The following is a 3,433-nucleotide window of genomic DNA, read 5'->3' as shown; positions in this document are numbered from 1 at the left end:
GCTTGCACTGCGGCATGCCCGAAGGCGTTGCGGGTGGCTTCATCCAGACCCGGCGCCGGCGCTTCTTCGATAATTTTCTGGTGGCGGCGCTGCACGGAACAGTCCCGTTCGAACAGGTGCACGGCGTTGCCGTGATTGTCAGCAAACACCTGAACTTCCACATGGCGGGCGGTGGCCAGGTAACGTTCCAGCAGCACCCGATCGTCACCAAAGGCGTTACTGGCTTCGCGGCGCGCGGCGGCCAGGGCTTCATCGAATTCCTCGGCACGATTGACCACGCGCATGCCTTTGCCACCGCCGCCGGCGACTGCCTTGATCAGCAGCGGGAAACCGACTTCGCTGGCGGCAGTGGTCAGCTCGCTGTCGCTGGCGCCTTCTTTATCGAAGCCGGGCAGAACGGGTACGCCACTTTCGGCCATCAATTGGCGGGCGGCGGCCTTGTCGCCCATGACTTCGATGGCGCGGGCATTGGGACCCACAAAGATGATGCCAGCCTGGTCGCAGGCGGCGGCAAAGGCGGTGTTCTCGGACAGAAAACCGTAGCCCGGATGGATGGCATCGGCCCCGGTGGCCTGGGCAGCGGCGATTACCTTGTCGATGACCAGATAGCTGTCGCGGGCAGCAGCAGGCCCCAGGCAGACGGCCTGGTCCGCTTCCATTACGTGGGGCAGGGTGGCATCAGGTTCGGAATAGACTGCCACCGTGGCGATGCCTTGTTGGCGGCAGGTGCGCATGATGCGACGAGCAATTTCGCCGCGGTTGGCGATCAGGAGTTTTTTTATCTTTGCCATAGCGGTGCCTATTATCGGTGGCAATGTTGTTTAGTAGTGTCGTTTGCGTCGCGATCGGGATGAGTTAAAAGTTCAAAGTTTAAAAGCGCGGCATGGACCGTTATGTTTTTTCAGGCAGTGCCCGCGATGTAAATGGTTTGAGCGCGGAGCACCTAAAACCTGAATGGGCACACAATCAGCTTCGCGTTTCAACTTTTAACTTTAAACTTGCAACTGCCTTTCATCGCGCCGCCAGTGACGCTCCTACGGATAGTGGGTCAGATCCAATTCGGTTTGCGTTTTTCCAGAAAGGCGCTGAGCCCTTCCTGACCTTCATCGCCGGTACGCAACCGGGCGATGAGAGCGGCGGTATCGCTCAGCATGGCGTCATTGATGGGCCCATCACTGACGCGGGCTATCAAGGCGCGACTTTCCACCTGTGCCAGCGGGCCGCCGCTGAGCAGGGACTGCACCAGTGCATCAACGGTGCTGTCGAGAGCGTCTTCGCTGACCACCTCGTGGACGATGCCGATCTGCTGTGCGCGGTCAGCGGGGATCACTTCTGCGGTCATGAAATAGCGATTGGCTTGCCGCGGACCCATGGCGCGAACCACGTAGGGGCTGATCACAGCCGGTACGATGCCCAGTTTCACTTCACTGAGGCAGAAGCGCGCGTCGTCCGCTGCCACGGCCATGTCCGCCGCGCAGATCAAGCCCAAGGCACCACCAAAAGCGGCTCCTTGTACGCGAGCAATGACCGGTTTGGTGCATTGATCAATGGCCTGCATCAGCGTGGCCAGGCGCAGGGCGTCCTGCTGGTTCTGTTGCGCATCCAGCCTGCCCATGGCGCGCATCCAGTTCAGATCTGCACCGGCAGAAAAGTGCTTGCCGGCGGCCTGCAGTACCACCACGCGCACAGCTTCATCGCTTCCGGCTTTTTCAAAGGCCTCGGTGAGCGAGGCAATGATGGTGTCGTCGAACGCGTTGCGTTTGTCCGGGTTATCCAGCGTAATCCGGGCAACCGGGCCCTCGATCAAAGTGTTAACGCTCATAGCTTGCTTCCTGTTTTGCGTCGTGCGTCAGGCATCTTGCGTCCAGCGTCCTGATCACATCCGGAACACGCCGTAGCGTGTTTCTTCAATCGGTGCGTTAAGGCTGGCGGAAATGGCCAGGCCAAGCACATCTCGGGTATCGGCGGGGTCGATGACGCCGTCATCCCAAAGGCGGGCGCTGGCATACCAGGGCTGTGCCATTTCTTCATAGCGTTCGGTCATCTCGGCCTGGAATTGTCCTGCCTCTTCATCGCTCCATGCCTGGCCCTTTTTCTTCAGCGAGGCCTGTTTCACCTGGGTAAGCACGCTGGCCGCCTGTTCGCCGCCCATTACCGAGATGCGGGCGTTGGGCCACATGAACATGAAGCGCGGGTCATAGGCGCGGCCACACATGCCGTAGTTACCGGCACCGAAGCTGCCGCCGGTGATCACGGTGAATTTCGGCACGGTGGCACAGGCCACCGCGTTGACCATCTTGGCGCCATGCTTGGCAATGCCCTCGGCTTCGTATTTCTGGCCGACCATGAAACCGGTGATGTTCTGGAGGAACAGCAGGGGAATCTTGCGCTGGTTGCACAGCTCGATGAAGTGCGCGCCTTTCTGGGCGGATTCCGAGTACAGCACACCGTCATTGGCGAGAATGCCCACCGGGTAGCCGTGGATGCGGGCAAAGCCGCACACCAGGGTGGTGCCGTAACGGGATTTGAATTCGTCCAGCTCCGAGCCATCCACCATGCGTGCAATCAACTCACGGGCAGGCATGGGCTGGCGAGTGGTGGTGGGGATCACACCGTACAGCTCCTGCGGGTCGTAGGCCGGGGCTTGCACGGGCAGGCGCTTTACCTGATCCGGTTTGTGCCAGTTCAGGTGGGCGATGCACTGGCGCGCCAACTCGAAGGCATGGGGTTCGTCTTCGGCCAAGTGGTCCGCCACACCGGATTGTTCGCAGTGCAGGTTGGCACCGCCCAAGTCCTCGGCAGTGACCACCTCGCCGGTGGCGGCTTTTACCAGTGGCGGCCCGGCCAGAAAGATGGTGGCCTGTTCCTTCACCATGATCACTTCGTCGGCCATGGCGGGCACATAAGCGCCGCCGGCGGTGCAGGAACCGAGTACTACACTGATCTGGGGAATGCCACGGGCGGACATGTTGGCCATGTTGAAAAAGATGCGGCCGAAGTGTTCGCGGTCCGGGAATACCTCGTCCTGGCGGGGCAGGTTGGCGCCGCCGGAATCCACCAGGTAAATACAGGGCAGGCGGTTTTCCGCCGCGATGGCCTGGGCGCGCAGGTGTTTTTTCACGGTGAGCGGGTAGTAGCTGCCGCCTTTTACGGTAGGGTCATTGGCGACGATCATGCATTCCACACCCTGCACCTGGCCGATACCACCGACACAGCCGGCGGCGGGCACGTCTTCGCCGTAGACACCGTCGGCGGCCAGGGCGGAGATTTCCAGAAACGGCGACCCCGGGTCGAGTAGCAAATTGATGCGCTCGCGCACCGGCAGCTTGCCGCGCTCACGAAGACGCTGCTCGGCGGCTTCGCCACCGCCGTGGGCTATGTGATCAAGCTTGTCCTGCAATTGCTGACGCAGCTGCAGGTTGTGTTCCCGGTT

Annotated in this window: 3 protein-coding genes; all 3 read right to left on the bottom strand. The window is 61.1% G+C overall.

Annotation, left to right across the window (positions count from 1 at the left end):
• Window positions 1-791, bottom strand: a 791-nt coding sequence (locus tag A3730_RS16805; protein WP_156501234.1) for a biotin carboxylase N-terminal domain-containing protein, incomplete at its 3' end; no start/stop codon positions are given.
• A 257-nt stretch (window positions 792-1,048) separates the two neighbouring features.
• Complete coding sequence (locus A3730_RS16800) at window positions 1,049-1,822, bottom strand: enoyl-CoA hydratase/isomerase family protein (RefSeq protein WP_063519085.1); 774 nt, start codon at window positions 1,820-1,822, stop codon at window positions 1,049-1,051.
• A gap of 54 nt (window positions 1,823-1,876) precedes the next feature.
• On the bottom strand, window positions 1,877-3,433 hold a 1,557-nt coding region (locus A3730_RS16795), incomplete at its 5' end, for a carboxyl transferase domain-containing protein (RefSeq protein WP_063538495.1).

It is taken from the genome of Alcanivorax sp. HI0044 (genome assembly GCF_001634945.1).
The sequence above is the reverse complement of the archived record's forward strand: the minus strand, read 5'-3'. Positions and strand labels throughout refer to the sequence as shown.